This is a genomic window from Pseudoalteromonas sp. JC3, from assembly GCF_030291895.1.
GTDB lineage: Bacteria > Pseudomonadota > Gammaproteobacteria > Enterobacterales > Alteromonadaceae > Pseudoalteromonas.
Genome location: NZ_CP127855.1, coordinates 764,321 through 787,155 on the forward strand (window position 1 = coordinate 764,321; position 22,835 = coordinate 787,155).

At 43.6% G+C, this 22,835-nt stretch carries 17 protein-coding genes and 4 pseudogenes; 14 read left to right on the forward strand and 7 right to left on the reverse strand.

Annotation, left to right across the window (positions count from 1 at the left end; all coding sequences use genetic code 11):
- The first annotated feature begins 9 nt into the window (after positions 1-9).
- The 9 genes from QSH61_RS03295 (at position 10) to hflC (ending at position 9,972) form a co-directional block, all read left to right on the forward strand.
- Positions 10-1,494 (forward strand): NAD(P)H-hydrate dehydratase, encoded by a 1,485-nt coding sequence (locus tag QSH61_RS03295; RefSeq protein WP_174170344.1) that lies wholly within the window; start codon positions 10-12, stop codon positions 1,492-1,494.
- Entirely contained in the window at positions 1,491-1,964 is a 474-nt protein-coding gene (tsaE, locus tag QSH61_RS03300; protein WP_010605655.1) for a tRNA (adenosine(37)-N6)-threonylcarbamoyltransferase complex ATPase subunit type 1 TsaE, read from the forward strand. The genes QSH61_RS03295 and tsaE overlap by 4 nt, the downstream gene beginning before the upstream one ends.
- Positions 1,957-3,300, forward strand: coding sequence for an N-acetylmuramoyl-L-alanine amidase (locus QSH61_RS03305; RefSeq protein ID WP_206471408.1), 1,344 nt, complete (start codon positions 1,957-1,959; stop codon positions 3,298-3,300). Before tsaE ends, QSH61_RS03305 begins: the two co-directional genes overlap by 8 nt.
- Before the next feature lie 3 nt (positions 3,301-3,303).
- Positions 3,304-5,169, forward strand: coding sequence for a DNA mismatch repair endonuclease MutL (gene mutL, locus QSH61_RS03310; RefSeq protein WP_248298641.1), 1,866 nt, complete (start codon positions 3,304-3,306; stop codon positions 5,167-5,169).
- 106 nt (positions 5,170-5,275) lie between these two features.
- Complete coding sequence (gene miaA, locus QSH61_RS03315; RefSeq protein WP_211200843.1) at positions 5,276-6,166, forward strand: tRNA (adenosine(37)-N6)-dimethylallyltransferase MiaA; 891 nt, start codon at positions 5,276-5,278, stop codon at positions 6,164-6,166.
- A 76-nt stretch (positions 6,167-6,242) separates the two neighbouring features.
- Complete coding sequence (gene hfq, locus QSH61_RS03320) at positions 6,243-6,506, forward strand: RNA chaperone Hfq (RefSeq protein WP_010377383.1); 264 nt, start codon at positions 6,243-6,245, stop codon at positions 6,504-6,506.
- A gap of 24 nt (positions 6,507-6,530) precedes the next feature.
- Positions 6,531-7,820, forward strand: coding sequence for a ribosome rescue GTPase HflX (gene hflX, locus QSH61_RS03325; RefSeq protein WP_010605651.1), 1,290 nt, complete (start codon positions 6,531-6,533; stop codon positions 7,818-7,820).
- Positions 7,821-7,912: 92 nt separating this feature from the next.
- Complete coding sequence (hflK, locus tag QSH61_RS03330; protein ID WP_010605650.1) at positions 7,913-9,088, forward strand: FtsH protease activity modulator HflK; 1,176 nt, start codon at positions 7,913-7,915, stop codon at positions 9,086-9,088.
- Between the two features lie 5 nt (positions 9,089-9,093).
- The gene (gene hflC / locus QSH61_RS03335; RefSeq protein ID WP_010377388.1) at positions 9,094-9,972 is read left to right on the forward strand and encodes a protease modulator HflC; all 879 of its coding nucleotides are present in this window, start codon (positions 9,094-9,096) and stop codon (positions 9,970-9,972) included.
- 738 nt (positions 9,973-10,710) lie between these two features.
- Here hflC and QSH61_RS03340 read toward each other — a convergent pair.
- Positions 10,711-11,871, reverse strand: a complete 1,161-nt coding sequence (locus QSH61_RS03340) for a DcaP family trimeric outer membrane transporter (protein WP_174170340.1) — start codon at positions 11,869-11,871, stop codon at positions 10,711-10,713.
- A gap of 314 nt (positions 11,872-12,185) precedes the next feature.
- On the opposite strand from QSH61_RS03340, the gene acs reads away from it, so the two are divergent.
- A complete protein-coding gene (gene acs, locus QSH61_RS03345) occupies positions 12,186-14,126 on the forward strand; it encodes an acetate--CoA ligase (RefSeq protein ID WP_206471405.1) in 1,941 nt (646 codons plus the stop codon).
- Positions 14,127-14,212: 86 nt separating this feature from the next.
- Complete coding sequence (locus tag QSH61_RS03350; protein ID WP_010605647.1) at positions 14,213-14,866, forward strand: response regulator transcription factor; 654 nt, start codon at positions 14,213-14,215, stop codon at positions 14,864-14,866.
- A 47-nt stretch (positions 14,867-14,913) separates the two neighbouring features.
- On the opposite strand, the gene QSH61_RS03355 is transcribed toward QSH61_RS03350, so the two are convergent.
- Positions 14,914-15,078: a hypothetical protein gene (locus QSH61_RS03355; RefSeq protein ID WP_206471509.1), complete on the reverse strand. Its 165-nt coding sequence runs from the start codon at positions 15,076-15,078 to the stop codon at positions 14,914-14,916.
- Here QSH61_RS03355 and QSH61_RS03360 point away from each other — a divergent pair.
- Positions 15,079-15,934: pseudogene (locus tag QSH61_RS03360) on the forward strand (IS256 family transposase); the annotation flags it as partial.
- A gap of 22 nt (positions 15,935-15,956) precedes the next feature.
- Here the strand turns inward: QSH61_RS03360 and QSH61_RS03365 are convergent.
- Complete coding sequence (locus QSH61_RS03365) at positions 15,957-16,817, reverse strand: IS982 family transposase (RefSeq protein ID WP_206471404.1); 861 nt, start codon at positions 16,815-16,817, stop codon at positions 15,957-15,959.
- Positions 16,818-16,907: 90 nt separating this feature from the next.
- On the opposite strand from QSH61_RS03365, the pseudogene QSH61_RS03370 reads away from it, so the two are divergent.
- Positions 16,908-17,147: pseudogene (locus QSH61_RS03370) on the forward strand (transposase); the annotation flags it as partial.
- A 62-nt stretch (positions 17,148-17,209) separates the two neighbouring features.
- Here QSH61_RS03370 and QSH61_RS03375 read toward each other — a convergent pair.
- The 3 genes and pseudogenes from QSH61_RS03375 to QSH61_RS03385 form a co-directional block, all read right to left on the reverse strand.
- A pseudogene (locus tag QSH61_RS03375) lies at positions 17,210-18,394 on the reverse strand (IS256 family transposase).
- Positions 18,395-18,813: 419 nt separating this feature from the next.
- Positions 18,814-19,281: a hypothetical protein gene (locus tag QSH61_RS03380; RefSeq protein WP_206471403.1), complete on the reverse strand. Its 468-nt coding sequence runs from the start codon at positions 19,279-19,281 to the stop codon at positions 18,814-18,816.
- Positions 19,282-19,332: 51 nt separating this feature from the next.
- A complete protein-coding gene (locus QSH61_RS03385) occupies positions 19,333-21,594 on the reverse strand; it encodes a S8 family peptidase (RefSeq protein ID WP_206471402.1) in 2,262 nt (753 codons plus the stop codon).
- 375 nt (positions 21,595-21,969) lie between these two features.
- Between QSH61_RS03385 and QSH61_RS24390 the strand changes: the two are divergent.
- Positions 21,970-22,613 (forward strand): annotated as a pseudogene (locus QSH61_RS24390) (IS30 family transposase); the annotation flags it as partial.
- On the opposite strand, the gene QSH61_RS03390 reads toward QSH61_RS24390, so the two are convergent.
- Complete coding sequence (locus QSH61_RS03390; RefSeq protein WP_206471401.1) at positions 22,592-22,822, reverse strand: DUF1653 domain-containing protein; 231 nt, start codon at positions 22,820-22,822, stop codon at positions 22,592-22,594. The pseudogene QSH61_RS24390 and the gene QSH61_RS03390 sit on opposite strands and share 22 nt — an antisense overlap.
- Positions 22,823-22,835: the final 13 nt, after the last annotated feature.

Consider the following 22,835-nt stretch of genomic DNA (forward strand, 5'->3'; position numbering starts at 1 on the left):
GAAGAAATAATGGCTAATGAATACACGGACAATTTACCACAATTTGCTTATTCAGCCCAACAAGTGCAGCAATATGAAGCAAAAGCCGCAAAGTTATCAGGCACAGATCTAAGTACCTTAATGCAACGAGCTGGGGCCGCTGCATTTCGCTTTATTGAAAACAGCCAGCCCAAATCCAGCCATATCTTAATTATCACAGGTAAAGGCAATAACGCGGGAGACGGTTTTGTCGTCGCTCAATTATGTCAGCAGGCCGGATTTTCCGTCACCGTACTCGCGTTATTTGCACCCGAAAGCTTAACGGGCGATGCGCAGCAGGCATTTTCTCAATATCAAGGCGCATTGGTTTTTTCGTTGAACGAGGTAAAGTTAAGTCAGTTTACGGTGGTGGTTGATGGTGTGTTCGGCACCGGTTTTAGAGGTGAGCTGCCTGACCATGTTTGCCTTTGTTTTGACAAAATGAATAAACTGCCGGTTACTAGATTGGCACTTGATGTACCGAGCGGTGTAAATGCCACAACAGGAGAAGTTGCACCTAGTGCATTTTTGGCTACCGAAACCGTCACCTTTATCGCGTTAAAACAGGGCTTGCTTAGCGGCTCGGCAAAGCGTTTTGTGGGGGCGCTATTGTTATCCGACTTGGATGTTGGTGAAGCATTCAAAACCCTAGTAACGCCAACATCTAATTACTTAAATCATCAAACGTTCATGGCAGCAAGGCCGCAGCGAGCACCAGATAGCTATAAAAATGCACATGGTCATGTGTTACTTATTGGTGGTAATCGTGGTATGGCTGGAGCAATTCGATTGGCGGCAGAAGCCACTCTGCGTGCAGGAGCTGGCCTTGTATCGGTCGCTACTCATCCTGATAATATTGCAAGCGTCTTACAGGGGCGTTTTGAATTAATGGTGCACGGTGTTGAGAGTGCGAATGAGTTATTGCCACTGATAAAAAAAGCCAGTGTGATAGTGCTTGGTCCCGGGCTTGGTCAAGACGCTTGGGCCAAAACACTTTTTAACCATGCGATGGCAACTGAATTACCGATGGTTGTGGATGCTGATGGGCTCAATTGTTTAGCGCATGCACCGAGGCAAAAATCAAACTGGGTATTAACGCCTCACCTAGGTGAAGCAAGGCGGTTATTGAACCACTTAGAGACACCGCTAAATGAACATGACCGTTTCGCGGTGGCTAAAAAAATTAGCCATGAATATGGCGCCGTTACGGTACTAAAAGGGCCGGGCAGTTTGATATCTGAAGGTGAGCGGATAAATATTAATCGTTCAGGCTGTGCAGGAATGGCGAGTGCTGGGATGGGCGATGTTTTATCTGGTATCATAGGCGGTTTAATTGCCCAAGGGATGGAAGCATTTGCTGCAACAAACCTAGCCGTGTATATTCATGGTTTAGCTGCCGAGCAGGCCGCCCATGACGGCGAAAAAGGTATGTTGGCCGGGGATTTATTCGAACATATTCGAGGTATTTTAGGGTGACGACAGGTCATATGAAATTCGATTTGGCTGATGAGCCAGCAACAGTTGCCATGGGTAATAAAATTGCCAATGTTATTCGTCAAGGTGCGGTACTATTTTTACACGGTGATTTAGGCGCAGGTAAAACCACGCTCACTCGCGGGATCGTGCAAAGCCTTGGTCATTCAGGTAAGGTAAAAAGTCCAACTTATACCTTAGTTGAACCTTATGAACTGGATGATGTCTCAATATATCATTTTGATTTATATCGATTAGGTTCGCCTGAAGAGCTCGAATACATGGGGATCCGGGATTACTTTGCAAGTAATGCTATCTGTGTTGTTGAGTGGCCTGAAAAAGGTGAAGGCTTTATTCCAAACCCAGATATAGACGTCACAATGCAGTATGCTGGTGATGGCCGTCAAATTACACTTGAGGCCAAGTCTAGCCGCGGCGAGGCACTATTAAAACAATTACAAGATTATGCGTAATCAGCCGACTATTAGTTATATTTTCATTTTTATCTGCATGCTCTTAACGAGCATGCAGAGCATCGCCCAAAACGCCATCGAAAGTGTGCGTGTTTGGCCCTCCCCAGAAAGCACTCGTATTGTTTTTGATATGAGCGATAAGCCGGATTACAGCTATTTTGTGCTGAAAAATCCACTGCGCTTGGTGATCGATCTTGAAAACACCAAGCAACAAAAAGACTTTCCGAGTATTCCTGACGAACATCGAGTTGTAAACAAGGTGCGCCACAGCAAACCGAAAAACAGCAATTCTGCACGGATTGTTGTGGAGCTAAGTCGCAGCGCTACGCCAAAAATCTTTGCGTTAGCACCAACCGGTCCGTATAAAAACCGCTTAGTCGTTGATTTGTATGGTAAGCAGATGAGTGCTTATGACGATACAAAAACTGCCACACCACGAAAAACACTCGCGCAAGACAGAGATATTGTCATCGCCATCGATGCCGGTCATGGCGGTGAAGATCCGGGTTCTATTGGACCTTCAGGTACTTATGAAAAGCTCGTAACCATTCAAATTGCGAAGCGTTTAGCACGCTTAGTAGATAGCCAGCCGGGGATGAGCGCAAAGCTTATTCGTACTGGCGATTATTACCTCAAGTTGAATACGAGAACTGCAAGAGCGCGCGAAAGAAAAGCGGATTTCTTTGTATCTATTCACGCAGATGCCTTCACCAGCCCTCAACCACGCGGAGCGTCGGTCTGGGTGTTATCACTACGCAGAGCGAATTCTGAAATAGGTAAGTGGCTAGAAGACAAAGAAAAACACTCACAATTATTGGGAGGGGCTGCCGATTTAATTAAAGATACGGCCAACGAAAAATATTTAGCCAAAGCGTTACTTGATATGTCGATGGAACATTCGATGAAAACCGGGTTTCAGGTCGCAGAAGAAGTCGTCAAAGAGCTGAAAAAAGTGGCAAAAATGCACAAAAGCAGACCGCAAGCTGCAAACTTTGGGGTACTAAAATCACCAGATATACCTTCGATTCTGGTGGAAACCGGGTTTATTTCAAACCCCAAAGAAGAAAAGCTATTAATGTCTCCGCATTATCAAGAGCGTTTAGCTCGGGCTATTTTTAGTTCGATAAAAGGCTATTATGAGAAAAATCCACCGGATAATTCGCTCTTTGCGCGTATGCAATCCAACAAGCCGGTGACGCATAAAGTAAAAAGTGGCGAATCATTGAGTGTGCTGGCTAGCCGTTATGGCATTACGGTCAGTGAATTGAAAAAAGCAAATAACCTGAAAAACAATACCTTGTTTATTGGGCAAGTCTTAACTATTCCAAAAGCGTAAATGATGACGATAGAAATACTTCCAGCTCGGTTAGCCAACCAAATCGCTGCCGGTGAGGTGGTGGAGCGGCCAGCATCCGTCGTGAAAGAGCTGGTGGAAAACAGTATTGATGCAGGTGCGACGCGCATTCAAATAGACATTGAGCGTGGAGGACACAAGCTTATTCGGATCCGTGATAACGGTATCGGTATTGTTAAAGACGAGCTGATGTTGGCATTGTCTCGCCACGCGACAAGTAAACTGAAAAGTTTAGATGATCTGGAGTGTATTGCTTCGCTTGGCTTTCGAGGTGAGGCGCTGGCATCCATCAGTTCAGTATCGCGACTGACTCTGAGCTCTAAGCCCCAAGCACAAGAGACAGCTTGGCAAGCTTTCGCCGAAGGGCGAGATATGGCTGTGCAGGTTCAACCTACCGCGCACCCAGACGGTACCACGATTGAAGTCAAAGATCTGTTTTTCAACACGCCAGCGCGCAGGAAATTTTTACGCACCGAAAAAACCGAGTTTAGTCATATTGATGAACTGGTTAAGCGCATTGCATTGAGTCGTTTTGATGTTGCCATCACGCTCACTCATAACCAAAAGGTGGTTCGCCAATATCGCCCACGCACTATTGAAAAAGGTGTTGAGCGAGTTGCGCAAGTTGGTGGTAAAGCATTCTTACAGCAAGCAAGCTTTATCGACTCAGGGCATGAGGGACTAAGGTTATTCGGTTGGGTGTTACCTGCGGGGGTCAACAACGGCACACAATATACCTACGTAAACGGTCGTATGATGCGAGATAAGCTTATCTTGCATGCGATTCGCCAAGCATTTGATGAATCAATCGGGCATGAAGAGCTTCCCGGTTTTGTCATATATCTTGAATTAGACCCGAGACAAGTTGACGTTAATGTCCATCCCGCGAAACACGAAGTTCGCTTTCATCAAGCGCGCTTGGTTCACGACTTTATTGTACAAGCAATAAAGCAGGTCGCGACGGAGCAAATTGATTTATCTTGTGCAAGCGAGACCGAGACTCAAGCACCTGATATCGCATCGCCATTATTTGCGCCTCAAGAACAGGTAGATGAAACCTATCATCAAAGTTACCGTTCAACCTTACAGCCCGAAACGCAAGCACAGACCTATTCGGCTCCAAGTGCCTTCGGCGAGCGCTCTGAGGCATCAAGAGCAGCTTCAAGTAGTGGCCGAAGTAATTATGGCGGTGCAACAGGTGGTGGCAAAAAACAGGTGAATGTAAACCAGCTCTATCAAGGGCTATCACATCAACAGATGCAGCACTTCGATCAAATTGAAGAAGCTGCATTACCGTCAAGTGAAGTAAGTAGCGTCCCGATATCCGCTAGTAAATCTAGCTGGATGCTGTTACCACAAGGTAAAGTCATACTTGAGCAAGACAATCATTTGTTGTTTGGTGATTGTAGGCAGGGGCTGTTGCCATATTGGCAAATGCAAATTGAGCAAGATGGCACATTGCAAGGCAAAGCGTTGTTGTTACCCGTGCGCATCAAGTTAGATAAAGCCGCACTGGAAGCATTGCTGCAGCGTGAAACTTGGTTGGCAATTTTAGGGTTTGCGATTGAAATTTTTGATGGTCATATTTTAGTTAAAAAGTTGCCAGTGTCGCTCTATAGCATAGATGTTGGTGAAATTTCTAAGCAGATGATGGAACCAAGCTCAGATGCTGAACTCCAAGATTGGTTACAGTGGCTAGAAGTCTCAACACCCAGTAGCTATTTCGATAGCCAGCATTTTGATTTAGTTAAAGAAAAATTACTTTCAAAAGCCTCATGTTTGGCTCGTATTCATAAAAGTGCGGTTACAATTGATGCCCAGAAGTTGGTCAGTTTTTTAAGTTCGCAGTAATTCGTGCCTAAGTAGGTATTAATTACCATGTACTATCAGCTATAATACGAGATTAGTGCAGTTTATTAGTAGGTTAGATGTGAACAAGTTACCTGTCATTACCCTAATGGGACCGACAGCAGCGGGCAAAACCGCATTGGCCATAGAGTTATGCCAAGCATTAAATACCGAAATCATCAGTGTAGACTCGGCGTTAGTGTACAAAGGGATGGATATCGGTACGGCAAAGCCGAGCGCACAAGAGCAAGCACAGGCACCACATCACCTAATTGATATTATTGATCCAGCACAAAGCTATTCGGTTGCTGAGTTTCGTGCTGATGCTATTAAACTAATTGACGATTTTCATCAGCGTGGCAAGGTGCCAATTTTAGTGGGTGGCACGATGATGTACTTTAAAGGCTTGATTGAAGGCCTGTCGCCATTACCAGAGGCTGATGCTGAAATCAGAGCGGTATTGGAGCGCGAAGCCGAACAAAAGGGTTGGCCTGCGCTGCATCAACAGTTAAAAGAGATTGACTCAGAAGCTGCGGCTAAAATCAGCGAAAACGATTCGCAACGTATCAACCGTGCTTTGGAAGTTTATCGCATTAGTGGTAAAACGATGACTCAATTGCAGCAAAGCAAACAGGGTGCATTGCCGTATCAATTTCATCAATTTGCGATTGCACCAAGTGACCGAAAAGTCTTACATGAGCGTATAGAGAAAAGATTTAAAATAATGTTGGATGAAGGCTTTAAAAATGAAGTTTTGGCCTTATATCAACGTAAAGATTTACACCCTGATTTGCCTTCTATTCGCTGTGTCGGATATCGGCAAATGTGGGAGTATTTAGCTGGCGAGTGCGATTATAACGAAATGGTTTTCAAAGGCGTCGCAGCGACCAGACAACTGGCGAAGCGGCAATTAACTTGGCTGAGGGGGTGGCAAGATGTGACTTGGCTTGACACCGATAGTCAAGAAAACTTGCAACGTGTTCTAACTTCGCTAAGCTAATAGTAGTTGTTAAATCAGCGTGTTCTGATTAAATCAACGACCTGACATAATAACACCTAAAACGAAGGATAAGAAAATGGCAAAAGGCCAATCTTTACAAGACCCATTTTTGAATGTCTTGCGTCGTGAGCGCATTCCTGTCTCAATTTTTTTAGTGAATGGCATTAAATTACAGGGCAAGATCCAGTCATTTGACCAATTTGTGATTTTGCTTGAAAACACAGTAAACCAAATGGTTTACAAACACGCCATCTCCACTGTGGTTCCAGCTCGTGCGGTTAACTTCCAAAATGCAACCGGAAGTGAAGCGGGCGACCAAGGTGAAGAAGGTAATTATTAATTCTTATTAGTAGGAGCTTAATGCTTGTTTGACCGTTATGAAGCCGGCGAACAGGCAGTCTTGGTTCATATAGAATTTCCTCACGAAGGAGATCGCGAAGATCTACGTGAATTGGAAATGCTAGTTTCTTCTGCTGGTGTTAGTAGTGTGGCGGTTGTGCAAGGCAGCCGTCAAGCACCACATGCAAAGTTGTTTGTCGGAACGGGTAAAGCTGAAGAAATTGCCGAGATTGTCAACATCCACAATGCAGATGTCATCATATTTAACCACCAACTCAGTCCCTCACAAGAGCGCAATTTAGAACGCGTTTGTAAGTGCCGAGTGTTAGATAGGACAACGCTGATCTTAGATATTTTCGCGCAAAGAGCCCGTACCCACGAAGGTAAATTGCAGGTTGAGCTTGCTCAGCTAAGGCATATCTCTACGCGCTTAATTCGAGGATGGACGCACTTAGAAAGGCAAAAAGGGGGGATCGGCTTACGTGGTCCTGGTGAAACCCAATTAGAAACCGATAGACGGTTACTAAGAGAGCGAATTAAGAGTATTCGTAAACGATTAGACAAGGTAGCCGTTGTGCGTGAGCAAGGGCGTCGAGCGCGTAGTCGTAACGAGATCCCAACTGTTTCTCTGGTAGGCTACACCAATGCGGGTAAATCGACGCTGTTTAACAAAATTACGGATGCGGATGTATATGCTGCGGACCAATTGTTCGCAACGCTTGATCCTACGCTAAGAAAGATCGAAATCGATGATGTTGGCCCCGTTATCTTAGCAGATACAGTAGGTTTTATTCGTCATTTACCTCATGACTTGGTAGCAGCATTTAAGGCGACTTTAACAGAGACTCGTGAGGCGGATTTACAGCTTCATGTCATCGATGTTGCAGATCCGAGAAGAAAAGAAAATATAGAACAGGTACAATTGGTTCTAGAGGAAATTGAAGCCAATGACATTCCTCAACTTTTAGTCTACAACAAAATTGATCTAATGGACGAAGTTGCGCCTAGAATAGATAGGGACGATGAAGGAAAACCGATCAGAGTGTGGTTAAGTGCCCACTCTGGAGAAGGGATTTCGTTGTTATTCGACGCCGTTAAAGAGTTGTTGGCAAAAACCGTTTTCACAGCTGAGCTTGCCGTACCTCCTGCGCTTGGGCGCTTACGAGGTGCACTATTTGAGCTTAATGCCGTGGATGAAAAAGGCTACGACGAGCAAGGCAACTGGCTTGTTTCGGTAAGAATGCCAAAAATCGAATGGGAAAAGCTCAATAAGGAATTCGGGCGAAATCTCAATGATTTGGTTGTTGGTAGTTAAAAATCGTCAATTTCGAGCGTATTTTTATATGAGAGTCGCTCGAATTTTGTTAGATTTAACCTAATTCATTTAAATAACAATGGAGTATAGCTATGGCCTGGAACGAACCGGGTAATAATGGCAATGATAACGATCCGTGGAAAAACCGCGGGGGGCGGGATCAAGGCCCACCTGATCTAGATGAAGTATTCCGTAAATTTGGTAATAAATTCGGCGGTATTTTCGGCGGTAAGCCGGGGAAAGGTGGTAATGGCGGATTAGGCGGTGCTGGTTTTGTCTTTATACTTATTATCGCAGCCATCGTATGGGCACTAAGTGGTATTTACACGGTAAAAGAAGCTGAGCGCGGTATCGTGTTGCAATTTGGTAAATTTGACCGTATTGCTGAGCCGGGTCTGCGCTGGAAAGCCACGTTCATCGAGCGTGTTATTCCTGTAGATATTGAAGCGGTGCGTTCATTGTCGGCTTCAGGCTTTATGCTTACGGAAGACGAAAACGTCGTGAGTGTTGAGTTTGAAGTGCAATATCGTGTTGTAGATCCAACGCTTTATCGTTTCAGTGTGACCGATGCTGATCACAGCTTACAACAAGCGCTAGACAGTGCTCTACGTTACGTTGTGGGCCATTCTCGCATGGACCAAGTGTTAACTACGGGTCGTGAAGTGGTTCGTCAGCGCACTTGGGAAGAGCTAAACAGTATTATCGAACCATACAATCTTGGTTTGATTGTTACAGACGTTAACTTTAAGGACTCGCGTCCTCCTTCAGAAGTAAAAGACGCATTTGATGATGCGATTGCTGCACAAGAAGATGAAGAGCGTTTCATTCGTGAAGCAGAAGCTTATGCGAAAGAAATTGAACCGCGTGCGCGTGGTCAAGTGACTCGTATGACGCAAGAAGCAGAAGCTTATCGCGAGCGTATAATCCTTGAATCTCGAGGTGAAGTGGAGCGCTTTGAAAAGTTACTACCAGAATACCAAGCTGCGAAAGAAGTAACGCGTAAACGCTTATATATTGATACAATGGAGCAAGTTTTGGGCCGTAGCTCAAAGGTATTGGTTGATGTTGAAGGTGGTAATAACATGCTGTATCTACCACTTGATAAGATTATGCAATCCCATAACAACGCTTCGTCACCAGTACGTTTGCCAAATCAGAGCGATATTGAGCAGCTTCGTAGAACGATTGAAGGTACTCAACAGCAAAATAGCTCTGTCAATTCAGGCGGTGATAGATTTAATCGCGACAGATTTGGTAACGGGAGATAATCAATATGAAGAATTTTAGTCTACTTCTATTAGTCACTGCCGTGATCATGTCGTTCTCTGGTATCTTTGTAGTAAACGAAGGTCAAAGAGCAATTGTACTGCTATTTAGCAAGGTACAAAAAGACGCGAATGGCGATGCTCTGGTGTATGAACCCGGCCTTCACCTGAAGGTGCCTTTCTTTAGCCAAGTACGTAAATTAGATGCACGGATCCAAACACTTGATGGTCAACCTGATCGCTTTGTAACGAGCGAGAAGAAAGACTTGATCGTGGATTCTTACGTTAAGTGGCGCGTGAATGATTTTAGTGCTTATTACCTACGTGCGCGTGGTGATAAACAGTATGCTGAAACGCTACTTAAGCAAAAGGTGAACAACGGTCTAAGAACAAACTTCGGTTCGCGTACTATTAAAGAAATAGTATCTGGTGAACGTAGCGAGCTAATGGAAGAAGCGTTAGTTCAAGCGTCTGAAAGTGCAACTGAGCTTGGGATTGAAGTACTTGATGTCCGTGTTAAGCAAATTAACCTACCTAACGAAGTAAGTAACTCGATCTACCAGCGTATGCGTGCGGAGCGTCAAGCTGTGGCGAAAGAGCACCGTTCTGAGGGTCAAGAGAAGGCGGAGACCATCCGTGCTAATGTTGATCGTCGAGTGACAGTAATGCTTGCAGATGCTGAGCGTAATGCTCGCGCGGTTCGCGGTCAAGGTGATGCAACGGCGGCAAACATTTACGCTAAAGCATATAATAAAGACCCTGAGTTTTTCGGGTTTGTTCGTTCGCTTGAAGCATATAAAAATACCTTTAAAGATAAGAATGATGTTATGGTGTTATCACCGGATAGCAAGTTCTTTGATTATATGAAGGATGCAAAAGCTCAATAAGATGATGCTTTTGAGATGATTGTAAAACCCCGCCAGCCAGCGGGGTTTTTTATTGGCGCGATATGGTCACAACGTTAGACGATGAAACCCCATGAGTAGCCGCGATCTTTCATACCGCAAAAAACACACCGTAGCAGCGGATTTTATGTCGCGGAAAAACACATCGTAGCAGCGACTTTATGTCGCGAAGAAACACATCGTAGCAGCGACTTTATGTCGCGAAGAAACACATTGTAGCTACGACTTTATATCGCGAAGAAACACATCGTAGCAGCGACTTTATGTCGCGAAAAAGCACACCGTGGCAGCGACTTTATGTCGCGAAAAAATACATCGTAGCAGCGACTTTATATCGCGAAGAAACACACCGTAGCAGCGACTTTATATCGCGAAGAAACACATCGTAGCAGCGACTTTATGTCGCGAAAAAGCACACCGTGGCAGCGACTTTATGTCGCGAAAAAATACATCGTAGCAGCGACTTTATATCGCGAAGAAACACACCGTAGCAGCGACTTTATATCGCGAAGAAACACATTGTAGCTACAACTTTATATCGTGAAGAAACACATTGTAGCTACGACTTTATATCGCGAAGAAACACATTGTAGCAGCGACTTTATATCGCGAAGAAACACATCGTAGCAGCGACTTTATGTCGCGACCAACAATAAAAAAGCGGCCAATAGGCCGCAGTTAGGAAGTGAATTGGTACTAGCCTATTAAAATTACAAAACCTTAAAACACGTACTTCACTGAAAGTTGCAGTCTATCTAAATCACCTTCGAGGCCACTTTCTGTTTCCCGAGTACCCATCTTATATTCAGCACCAAAGGTAAGCTTTTTAACGGGTGAATAAAGTAGGTTTGCGCTGTAACTCATACTTGATTTTGTCGGATCGCCAGTTACCGCCAGCAAATCGCTTTCGTTATCAGCATTAAAGAATGAGTATAAGAATGTTGAGCGGAACTGATCATTCCAGCTATGTTGGTAAGCAATAAAGCCCGACGTCGAGTCAATTGCATGTAACGAGTTACCGTCGTATACCGCACCATTAGCAACGTTCAGTCCTACATAACGACCAAGCCCTTGACCTTGGGTCAGCATAAACTTCAAGTTATTGTTGCCAAAATTAACACGACCAGATGCACTGACCCCAAATGAGCTTTCAGACTCATCAGCTCCACCGACTTTATAGGTTATTTGGCGCGCAAGTGCCGCTACCGCAATATGACCCCAACCTGCATTGTGTGTGTAACGTGCAGTGAAATCAGGCATGCTAGCGTCATCAGTGACGACACGGCCACTATCTGCAGTGGTAACCGTGCTTTCTGGGTTTTCAATAGAGAAAGACCAGTTTCCCGTGGTGTATTTAGCCATGGCTTGGCGTACGAAAACGGTGCCTTCAGCTGGGCCAACGAAGTCTAAAGTCTCTGGTAGCGCGCTAACATTTTGGAAGTTTGACCAAGCTTGACCGAACAAGAAGCCTTTGTAGCTCACAAAGGCTTGGCGAATACGAGGTGAGTAGGAGTTACTCACACGCTCATTGCCTCCAGAGGTAGAAATAAAGTCTAGCTCGATTTTAGTCTTGATACTGCTGCCATCATCAAGCTTAGTATCGGTCCCGAAGCTAAAGCGAGATTGGCGAGCGTGCATATCAAACACAGCATCGCTATCTGAGTTAACCCCAACAGGAGTCGTACCAGGAACGTAAAAGTCTCGGCCGATATTTTGCGCACCCAGCGCGCCGTCAGAAAAGTCACTCCAAATGGCATCTAGCTTGATATAACCACCATAGTTAACTTTAGTATCGCCAATCTCAGCCGCAGTGGCAGGGAGAGCGCAGAGGCTACTGATAGCAACTGCGAGCAGTTTTTTATTAATGTTATTCGTTGTCATAATCCAGTTCCTCAATAGCTGTGCTTTGCAGTTGGCAGCAGCCGATATTCATATTAATCATCACTAACTGTTGTTTAAGGTTGGTTTTTACTCAATTACCTATTGGTCTATTAGACTAAGGTGGCATACAGTAAATGAGCGGAGGATAAGGCGATCATAAAGATTGAATTAGGTACAGTCGGTAAGTTGTATGAAACTTTTACGTTTGCAGCTGTTCTACAACTAAGGTCTAATACTTAAACACCCAAGGCTGGGTGATCCTTAGGAAAAGCGTGTCTAGCAGACCTAGACCTCTAAATATAATGGAGATGACTATGTCACAGAGCATTTATCCAGTTCCTGAAAAAATCAAGAACGCAGCATTAATCAACGACGAGCAATATCAAGAACTATATCAAAAGTCGATTGATGACCCCGCAGAGTTTTGGAAAGAGCACGGTCAACGTTTAGATTGGTTCAAACCTTATAGTAAAGTTAAAAATACCTCATTTGATAAAGGCCATATCAATATTAAATGGTATGAAGACGGCGTACTAAATGCCTCTTATAACTGTATCGATAGACACCTCGAAAAGCGCGCCGATAAAGTTGCGTTGATTTGGGAAGGTGATAACCCCGAACAAACAGAAAATATTACCTACCAACAACTGCATGATGAAGTCGCAAAGCTTGCCAATGGTCTTAAGAGTCTGGGCGTTACAAAGGGTGACCGCGTGGCAATCTACATGCCGATGACTCCACAAGCAATTTATGCCATGCAGGCCTGTGCAAGAATTGGTGCTATCCACTCCGTTGTGTTTGGGGGCTTTTCACCTTCTGCTATTGCAGATCGTATTAAAGATTCTGGCGCCAAAGTGGTCATCACCTCAGATGAAGGTCGTCGCGGTGGTAATTGTGTGCCGCTTAAGGCAAATGTTGATGAAGCGGTAGCGCAAGCTGGCGTCACCACTATCGAGCATGTGGTTGTACACCAATTAACAGGTGGCGACGTTGAATGGAATGCTCATGATGTCTGGTGGCATGAATTAGTGGCTGATAAGCCAGCCAAATGTGAACCTGAAATGATGAATGCGGAAGATCCGCTTTTTATTCTTTATACCTCGGGCTCTACCGGTCAGCCGAAAGGGGTAGTGCATACTACGGGTGGATACCTAGTGTATGCATCAATGACCCATGAGTATGTATTCGACCTTCAAGAAGATGATATTTACTGGTGTAGCGCGGATGTGGGCTGGATCACAGGTCATAGTTATATTGCTTATGGTCCACTGGTGAATGGTTGTACTCAAGTTGTATTCGAAGGCGTGCCGACCTATCCGACGTCTGGTCGCATGGGTGAAATCGTTGATAAACATGGCGTTACTATCCTTTATACTGCGCCTACCGCGATCCGTGCTTTGATGGCAAAAGGTGACGAGCCGACAGCAAGTTCCAAGCGTGATAGTTTACGTATTTTGGGTTCGGTCGGTGAGCCAATTAATCCGGAGGCTTGGTCTTGGTATTACGAGCAAATTGGTAATAGTGACTGTCCTATCGTAGATACTTGGTGGCAAACCGAAACGGGCGGCATCATGATCACGCCACTACCTGGCGCTACTGCACTTAAGCCGGGCTCTGCGACCCGTCCATTCTTTGGTATTGCTCCTGCACTGTTTGACGCGGAAGGTAATACGCTGACAGGCGCGACCGAAGGTAATCTGGTGATTTTGGATAGTTGGCCTTCACAAGCCCGTACGGTTTATGGCGACCATGAGCGTTTTGAACAAACGTACTTCTCGGCTTATCCGGGCGTTTATTTTACGGGCGATGGTTGTCGCCGTGATGAAGACGGTTACTACTGGATCACCGGTCGCGTGGATGATGTACTTAACGTTTCAGGTCACCGCCTCGGTACTGCTGAAATCGAAAGTGCGTTAGTCGCTCACGAAGCGGTTGCTGAGGCGGCTGTGGTAGGCTATCCACACGACATTAAAGGTCAAGGGATCTATGTCTATATCACGCCAAATGAAGGGGTAACGGTATCTGACGAGTTAACTAAAGAAGTGAGAAATTGGGTGCGTAAAGAGCTAAGCCCAATTGCAACCCCTGACATGATCCAATGGTCTCCAGGTTTACCTAAAACCCGTTCTGGTAAAATCATGCGCCGTATTTTGCGTAAGATTGCAGCCAACGAGTATCAACAGTTAGGGGATACTTCTACACTTGCCGATCCAAGTGTGGTTGATGAATTAATCGAGAATAGATTGAATCGTTAACTGAATAACTTGAATTGCGACCTAATATAAACATACTATAACGGCTGTTATCTTTACGATAACAGCCGATTTTTTAGGAGCATAGCATGTATCAGTTTTTAATCGCGGATGATCATCCTCTATTTCGAGAGGCGCTTAAGGGGGCTCTAAAAGCGCAGTTTGAAGGATTAGAGGTATTCGAATCTGAAAACTTTGACACTACGCTCTCGGTCTTACAACAACAAGAAGAACTAGACCTACTCCTGCTCGATTTACATATGCCGGGCAATGGTGATTTATATGGACTAATTCGGATCCGTGAGGATCACCCAAGTCTTCCAGTTGTTGTGGTTTCGGGAAGCGAAGACCTTTCTATCATTTCTAAAGTGATGGGATACGGCGCGATGGGTTTTATCCCAAAAGCGGCGTCAGTAGAACAAATTACCGAAGCCATAGAGCAAGTGCTCGAAGGTGACACGTGGTTGCCTGAAGGTATGAAAGACAAAGTGGCTGAACTTGAAGGGGAGGACAAAGAGCTTGCCCAACAAGTGGCCTCGCTCACGCCGCAGCAATATAAAGTGCTACAATATTTACACGAAGGCTTGCTGAATAAGCAAATTGCCTACGAGCTAAATATTTCAGAGGCAACGGTGAAAGCACATATCACCGCTATCTTCAGAAAGTTGGGTGTCTATAATCGTACTCAAGCTGTATTGATTGCTTCAAAACTACAACTAGAACCTATCGAAGCGAGTGACTAATTTCGCATCATTGCTTGCAAGGTGCTTACCTTGTAAGCAATGATGCTTTAGCTTAACTCTTTAAACGCCTGACTTAGTCCCTCTATTGTTAGCGGATACATTCTGTCTTGCATTAATTGATTTATTAGCTCTATCGAATGGTAATAAGACCAATAGCTTTGCGGCTGAGGGTTAAGCCAAGCCACCTGATCTGAACCAATAGTTTTGGACACCTCATTAAGCAATTAATCGAAGCTGCTTTAAAAGTAGAGCTAGAACAACATTTAGGCTTTGACCCACAGCCAAGCCGTCAGAACGGCACAAGCAAGAAAACGATGTAGGCCAATTTGAGCTTGAAACGCCAAGAGGCCGTACTGGCTCGTTTGAGCCACAGCTGGTTAAGAAAAACCAACCTAAGCTAACGCCTGAAATTGACCAAAAATACTGCCTATGTTCGCGTTAGGCATGAGCTATCGGGATTATTCGAGGCTATGTGCAAGAGATGTATGGCATTGAAATTTCAGAAGCCACCATTACAGGCGTAACTGACCAGTTAATCCCAGAGCTTAAAGCGTGGCAATCACGAAGTCGTGATACGCTGTATCCGTTCATCTGGCTTGATGCTACTCACTATAAAATCAAAGAGAATGGCCGCTACGTTAGCAAAGCGGTTTACACCGTACTCGGAATTAATATCGAGGGTCGTAAGGAGTTACTTGGCCTATACCTTTCAGAAAATGAGGGCGCTAATAATTGGTTATTTGTGCTCACCGATTTACATAACCATGGCGTATCCGATATTTTAATTGCCTGTGTTGATAGGTTTAAAGGCATTGGCACTATCTACCCTGAAAAGAGGTTCAGCAGTGTGTTGTTCATCAAATACGTAACTTAACGAAATATGTTGCTTCAAAGGACCAGAAAGCATTCATGGTTGATTTAAAGCCTGCTTATCGTGCAGCAACCAAAGATGCTGCCGAGGTTGCACTTGACGAGTTAAACGATAAATGGGGCAAGCTATATCTCATCGTTATCGAGTTTTGGCTTCGTAAATGGGTTAACTTGTCAGTTTACTTCACATATCCTAACTAACCTCAGATCTGCATAAGAATTAAAGCCGAGTCACTTTTATACTCGGCTTTTTAGTCTGAAAGGTGTAGGCAATTAATCCAGCCATTAAATTAACCATAAATGAAATGCCGCTTCGGTGCCTTGTATGCTCTATTTGAGCCATATTTTTTAGCTGGTCGAAAACAGTCTCAATGATGAAACGCTTTGATAACATCGCTTTATCCCAAGGCGATATTAGCTGACGTTTCATATTACTTCGTTGACCTGTTATGAAATCAATACCTTGCTCGGCAAGTTCCGCTTTTAGGTTTGCAGATACATAACCTTTATCAGCATATAAACTACCTGTAACATTATCGACCATATCTAGTACAGGCTTTCTATCGTCAACATTCCCAGCGGTTACTTTTACGGCTAATAAACCACCTTCGTCATTCATGATGAGGTGAAGTTTAAAGCCATAAAACCAGCCCATTGTACCCTTACCTCGTTTGGCTTCGCCTTCGAAAACTTGGTGGCGAGGAATACGCATGTTGTGACAAACCTTGAGTGAAGTAGAATCTATAAAAGCTATATCTGTTGGTTTATCAAAGCGCAGCTTTAAGTAGCTACACAGAGCAGGTAACGTGGTCTGGAGCAATTTTAACATGCGTGTATAACTGACTAAATCTGGAAAATAATGTCTCCAATACTGACAAACAAATTTTGTGTAGTAGGTTTTAAAGTCGCGAAACCCCGATTGATGAAAAGCAATCAAAATAGTCATAACTTCGCTAGAGGCTAGGCGAGATGGTTTTAAGCGTTGCTTTTCACTTGATTCTATTAGGTGTTTAAGCCATTGAGGTTCAAACAATAAACAAAAATCATCGACACCTACGTAAATTGCATCTAAGTTATTCATGCCCTTGCCTTGGTAATCTTATGTTTCTTGGTCGAAAGATCTGATCACCACAAGGGCATTTAGTTCAATTTCTTATGCGCAGCTCGGGTTAACTACGTGTGTAAGGCTATCTACACAGCCAATGCTATCGAGGTTGTGCGTCGCCAATTTAGAAAGCTCACTAAAACCAAGGGGGGCATTTTCCAATGAAAATAGCTTGATGAAATTATTGTATACGGGCATATTGACGCTTCAAATAAATGGACAATGCTAATCCATAGCTGGAATCTGACATTGTCGCAATTAGCCATCTACTTCGAAGGTAGGTTAGATGGTGTGCTAGATATATAGCAATTTAGGCTGACACCGAATTCTGAACGCCCTCCCTGTAACAAGTTCTGTGTAACTGTCATTTATTTAATGTGTTTTTCGAGGCGCTCCTCGAATTCAATAATAAAGTGACTCATTGCTTGACGCCAGTTTTGAATGGGCATCGTCCATTTCTTGCTGGCATCTTTTACTGCTAAGTAAACCATCTTTTTGGCTGAATCGTCGCAGGGGAAGGTTTTTCGTTTTTGATAGCCTTCCTGATAACGATGTTGAGTGACTCAATAGCGTTGGTTGTATAGATGGCTTTGTGAATATCCTCTGGTAGTTGAACTGCGTATTGAGGTTCTGCCAGTGATTACGCCATGATTTTGCAACTTGTGGGTACTGGTCGTCCTAGGTATCGCTAAATCGCTCCAGCTCAAGCAAGGCTTTATCTTCCGTTGCTGAACGGTACACCCGCTTTAAGTCTGCCGTGACTGCTTCGTTGTCTTTTAAATTCAAGTATTTCAATTGGTTATGAACTGTATGCACGATGCATAGCTGAATATGCGTTTGAGGGAAGACTGTGTTGATGGCATCAAAGCCATCCACACGCACAATAAGTATATCTTCAGCACCACGCTGGTGAAGTTCCGTTAAGACGTTTAACCAGAACTTGGCCCCTTCGTTCTCGGCAATCCATATACCCATAAGTTCTTTATGGCCTTCGAGGTTGATACCTAGCGCCAGGAAGATGGACTTGTTGATTACCCGCTTATCTTGATGAGTTTTTACAACTATGCAATCCAGATATACAATTGGGTAGACTGCATCCGGGACGTGACTGCCATTCAATCACTTGCTCGGTAACTGCGTTGGTAACACGAGACACAAGCGTAGGCGATATCTCAGCACCGTACCACTCATCAAATGCATTGACGATTTCTAGGGGGCTCATGTCTTGCGCATACCGGTAGAGAATTTTATCATCCATTGACGTAAATCGAATCTGGTTCTTTTTGACCAGTTTAGGCTCAAAGGAGCCTTCGTGATCACGAGGCGTATCTAGTTCAAACTCACCATTTTCAGTTTTTATCCGCTTGCTGCTCGTACCATTACGACTACTCGTGCTGGTGTTTCTCATAGCCCAAGTGTTCACCCTTCTCCGCGTTCAACGCTGCTTCAACGGTTATATTCTTCAGCATCTGGCTAAATTCGTTTAAATCCTCAGGCGTTTTAATGCCTTTGGCTGCTTCCTTTGCGAAAGCTCCAAGCTCTTTTTTATTCATTTGCATCCGCCTATCCTTAACTCTCTGTAGAGTATGTTGTGATAGGCAGTTACACAAATTTAGTTACAGTCTCTAAGTGTCCAGTTTTAACGGTTCAGATCAGTTTTCTTAATATTACTGAAATGACACAGGTTTCTAAACACTACCGCATATGGCGCCAGTAGCAATTGAGTTTTTTCAGTGGCCCACTTGAGTTGGCCACTATTTTTAACTTCAAATGCAGTCTAAATTTGATAAGTATTTAACCCTCCGCTGCGGATGAGCGAATTTGCCCAACAATGCTATTTTGTCCATTATCTTCGTTGTTTTCATTTGTAATAGCCTGCTATTACTGTATAAAAACGCCTTGATATCGAACAAAACCCCATCATTGGATTAGAAGAATCATACGTTTTTAAGTATATAGAGTTTCACAACCCTTATCCGCAGCTGAGGTTATTTAACTGGCTTTTTAAAGCTTGTAACTTTTCTTCTAGATCACCATAGATATCCGCGTCCTCATTAAAAAAGTCAATGTTACACGTTAAATAATCAACCGTCTCTTTGGACTGCTTGACTAGTTCTGAGCTAGTAATCGAGTTTGAATCCAGCTTCTCTTTGAGAAGGGATGTAAAACAGCTCGCTATCTCTGAAGCATCAAATGGCTCATGTTCTGTTTTCATTAGGAAGTCAATGAAGAAGTGAAAGTACGTATTAAATAACATATCAGGCATCACTCTTAGTTCATTTGCTCTTTCAATTACGCTGCGAGAAAATGCCACTGAAATAGCCTCGCTAGACTGGTTAAAAAACGTGTTTTTGGCATAAGCTAAATCGGGATCACAGTCATAACCTGAAAGCTGTTCTTGCCATATACTTTCGATTGATTGTGTTTCTGTATTATTCATAAAACCTCTTAATAGCAGGAGTAGAAAGTCTACTCCTGCAGCAATTGATAATTAAGGCTCGTCAAACATGCAGCCAATAGTTTGAACCACTTTTGCTACGCCTCTGGTTTTCGCCCGACACATAGAGCTCTTAGGTTTTTTACCATTTTTATATTGCTCAGTGACTTGGCGGTGTCTTACCGCATTTTCATAAGCCTTCTGATATTTTTGAGCTCTATTTGTAAGTTCTTGAATTTTTTGAGTATGTCTTCCTTTGTTGTATCTATCATCCCATTTCTTATAATCTTGAGCTACTTTTTTGAAGTACTCTGATAATCTCTTATTGTAATCTTCCTTGGATTCTCCAGGCTTTTGTTTTGGTGTGGTTTCACTTCTTTTTTTAATATCTTCGTATTCTTTTTGTTTTTGCTTTTCTTTTTCAGAGTTTTTATCGGAGTTGCTGCTTCCGCCGCCACCGCCGCCACCTTCACCACCGCCGTAGTTACCACCACCGCCATAGCCACCACCAAAATCAATCCAGCCGCTACCGCCGCCCAAGCCGCCGCCACCGCAGCTGAAAGAATATGAATTACATTTATAAACGACTTGAATTCGCTCAATTTCATTTAGCGTGTAGTTAGGGACACTAATTTCTTGTTCATATTCGAACGCTTCTTTTGGTGGGGTTGCGCAACTTGCAACTTTTTTCCAAGGACCATATTCTGCGCTATTCGAATCTGGCATCTGTCCTTTGGTCCAGTAGTTTGCCTGATAAATATCACCCTTAAATGTGGCCTTCTCAGACGATTCATAACCTTTATTATCATACCAAGCAGCTGGGCATGAAGGTGCCTTATGAACATTGTTATAATTTTGCATATACGCATACGCATTACCAAAGTGAACAGCTCCACTTCCTACCGCGTTGGCGGGGTAATTGTAATCTAAAGGAAGGGCTGAGCCTATAACTGCATTTAGGATTTTTTCAGCTGTTGCAGCTGGGTAGTTTGACCATAATTTTGCTATCCCTGCTGTGACAATTGCTGCAGATTGTGAGGTGCCAGTTACTGCTGCGTATCCCTGCTGCTGTGATGTGACACGAATATCACCATTTTTAAAGAAGTTTATTTCGTCGTTATTAAGTCCAGGCATTAATAGTGTGGGCATTGAAGCATCATAATCTAGTGTGCTTAACCATGGATTGAATTTACGAAACTCCTCCTTTTCTAATGTGGCAAGGTAGTCGTATGAAATGACTAATACAGAACCACCATCAGCGCTACATTGAGCCGAAGCTTGATTTAGTTCATTAATTGAAGAATTGCTGAGCTCTTTATTCGTTATTTGCTCAGATAAAGCTGTCGCCGACAAATTGTGGTAACAGCTGTCTTGTGTAGGCAGAGTTTCAGGGTAGTCGAGGCCTTTATCGATTTGATAGTGGTCAAATTCAACATAACCCTCGCGACTTTCGTAGTAGACAGAAGCGACCTTATTATAGTTACTGGGAATGGTAGACAGGATGTCAACACCAGGTGCAACGATTGAAACCCCCGAATAAGATGGAGAAAAATCAGCAAGCTCACCATTAATATTGATGGCACCTACGCCAATTACATTTCTATATGCAGCAGGATAAGCTGGGCTATCATAACCTGTTGCATTGCCGTGGTTGCCAGCGGCAGCAACAAAGATAATGCCATTCTGATAGGTCAATCTATCAATAACATCTCTTAATTCACCAGAGTAATTCATACCGCTCAGTGAGAGGTTGATAATTTTTGCGCCAGCTGACGCGCAGATTTCGATAGAGTCTATTAAATTCTTATCATTAATTGTGGAGCCAGCACCACGGGCAGATTGAACTAGTTTCTGGACATGTATGTCAACATGGCCATTGTCAATTGCACCTCTTACACCAGAGTTGTTGTCTAGCGCACTTATGATCCCTGAAATATGTGTGCCATGACCGATGTTATCTTCACCCCAATTACCACCGTAAGTGTTCCAGTATCCATTAATGCTCATCTGGGATAGATCATTGTGATTTGCATCTACTCCAGAGTCGATAATGCAAACTTTTAGCTTTTCGCCAGTTGGCTGTGGTATAGCGTCCAAGCCAGTTTGATTGATCCAATACGGCGTAATTTGAATAGAGTTCAGCTCGTCTAGTAACGTGTTGAATTCGTTCTTCTCAGACAGGTATTTAGTTTCAAGTACCTCGTAGTAGAGAGGGTGTGAAGCTCGATTTTTAGCTTCGTTATCATCATTTGCAGAGAGTTGCATAGATGCGAAAGCTGTTGATATTGATAACAGCGTAATACACTTTTTAATCATTTTTACTACCTATTACAAATCATTATGTTGTTGTCCCTTAAAAGGGGTCGACAGGTTAGTGTAAAAACGAGGTTTTAGCAACTTTTTGTTAATTGGGTTGAGTTTGGGTTTCTGGTTTACTAAAAGGTATAAACTTGAGTTTTGTGGTTAACTAACCTTTGTTTTTATGTTGCGTATTTTGCAACATTAATGGAGCTTGCATGGAATTGCTATAACAATTTCATTCTGCTTGTTGGCCGAATTCAGATAATAAGTGCACCACTCATGATTAAACAGTTAGAAGAGAACAACTGCCTGTTGGTGGTACTCTGTAATCGATAAAAAATACTAGATACAATGGGTTACAAGCAGCTTGGCGAAGGGCAAAAATAACAGATTGAGACCTACTTACGCGAGGGCTTTAGCTATCGAAAGATAGGAAAAAGGCTAAAAGTGAGTCACTGCCCATAAGCCGTGAATTTAGGCGCAATAGTACTCGAAGTTATTACTTGGCAGTGGTTGCACATTCAAAGGCATGTAAGCGAAAACGTCTAGCTGCGAAGTATTCTATGCCAGCATTTACAATTGCGTTCGTTGAGTTTGGATTAGAGCAAAAATGGATTCCTGAACAGATTGCGGGTGTTAGCAAAATTATCGACTCATCCAGTGAGTCATGAATGGATTTACGGCTATATTCAAAAAGATAAATTGAGTGGTGGCAAACTTTACAAATATCTGTGACAAGGGCACAGGCGTTATCGTAAAGGCTGCCGAAGCAAACGGGTCATCATCCCAAATCGAGTTGGCATTGAACATAAACCTGCGATTGTTGAAACTAAAGCACGGTTTGGTTATTGGTAAGCGGATACAGTATTTGGCAAGCATGGTACGGGAGCAATCGTTAGTTTAGTCGAACGTACACGTAAGTTTTACCTGATACGCAAAGTTCCAGCAAAAAATGCAGCACAAGTGAGTTTTGCGAACACGAGCATGTCTCAGAGAAGCTAAAAACCGCCATCTATTTTGCCAACCCTGCTTCGGTTTCGATTAAGGTGAAGCGAGGCACCGCTTCGCCTTCGACCATAACGTCTTCTAAAAACATTTCAAGTGGTCGAACCCAAAAGCTCATATCTCCATATAGGGTTTGATAAACCACTTGCTTCTCTTGCGTTTCACTGTGCGTTGCCAAGGCGTGCACTCGATATAATTTTCCTTTGTAGTGGCGGTAAATTCCAGGTGTGATATCCACTAATTCAAGCTCC

Coding starts and splice junctions, on each gene's coding strand:
- QSH61_RS03295 (WP_174170344.1), top strand. CDS start 10: ATGGCTAATGAATACACGGACAATTTACCACAATTTGCTTATTCAGCC.
- QSH61_RS03305 (WP_206471408.1), top strand. CDS start 1,957: ATGCGTAATCAGCCGACTATTAGTTATATTTTCATTTTTATCTGCATG.
- mutL (WP_248298641.1), top strand. CDS start 3,304: ATGACGATAGAAATACTTCCAGCTCGGTTAGCCAACCAAATCGCTGCC.
- miaA (WP_211200843.1), top strand. CDS start 5,276: ATGGGACCGACAGCAGCGGGCAAAACCGCATTGGCCATAGAGTTATGC.
- hfq (WP_010377383.1), top strand. CDS start 6,243: ATGGCAAAAGGCCAATCTTTACAAGACCCATTTTTGAATGTCTTGCGT.
- hflK (WP_010605650.1), top strand. CDS start 7,913: ATGGCCTGGAACGAACCGGGTAATAATGGCAATGATAACGATCCGTGG.
- hflC (WP_010377388.1), top strand. CDS start 9,094: ATGAAGAATTTTAGTCTACTTCTATTAGTCACTGCCGTGATCATGTCG.
- QSH61_RS03340 (WP_174170340.1), bottom strand. CDS start 11,871: ATGACAACGAATAACATTAATAAAAAACTGCTCGCAGTTGCTATCAGT.
- acs (WP_206471405.1), top strand. CDS start 12,186: ATGTCACAGAGCATTTATCCAGTTCCTGAAAAAATCAAGAACGCAGCA.
- QSH61_RS03350 (WP_010605647.1), top strand. CDS start 14,213: ATGTATCAGTTTTTAATCGCGGATGATCATCCTCTATTTCGAGAGGCG.
- QSH61_RS03365 (WP_206471404.1), bottom strand. CDS start 16,817: ATGAATAACTTAGATGCAATTTACGTAGGTGTCGATGATTTTTGTTTA.
- QSH61_RS03380 (WP_206471403.1), bottom strand. CDS start 19,281: ATGAATAATACAGAAACACAATCAATCGAAAGTATATGGCAAGAACAG.
- QSH61_RS03385 (WP_206471402.1), bottom strand. CDS start 21,594: ATGATTAAAAAGTGTATTACGCTGTTATCAATATCAACAGCTTTCGCA.